The 210-nt window shown below is 43.3% G+C and carries 1 protein-coding gene; it reads left to right on the top strand.

Annotated features, from left to right (window positions below):
* The coding region (locus V6260_RS19365) for a hypothetical protein (RefSeq protein ID WP_341595631.1) at nucleotides 1-210 on the top strand (210 nt) is incomplete at both ends.

The raw sequence follows: 210 nt of genomic DNA, 5'->3' as shown, positions 1-210 counted from the left end.
AAGCAAAGTAAGTAGCAATACACGCCTTGAAATAGTCACTGAGGGCATGCTTAGTCGCATGCTACTAAACGATCCTGCACTTAGCGATATTGACTTACTGATATATGATGAGTTTCACGAACGCTCAATTGCAGCCGATACCTCACTCGCCTTAGCTTTAGAGACACAAAGTCCACTGCGTGACGATTTAACTATACTTCTTATGTCGGC

The organism is Pseudoalteromonas aliena (assembly GCF_038155085.1).
Lineage (GTDB): Bacteria > Pseudomonadota > Gammaproteobacteria > Enterobacterales > Alteromonadaceae > Pseudoalteromonas > Pseudoalteromonas aliena_A.
Note: the sequence above shows the minus strand (reverse complement) of the source record. Positions and strands in the feature narration are given on the sequence as shown.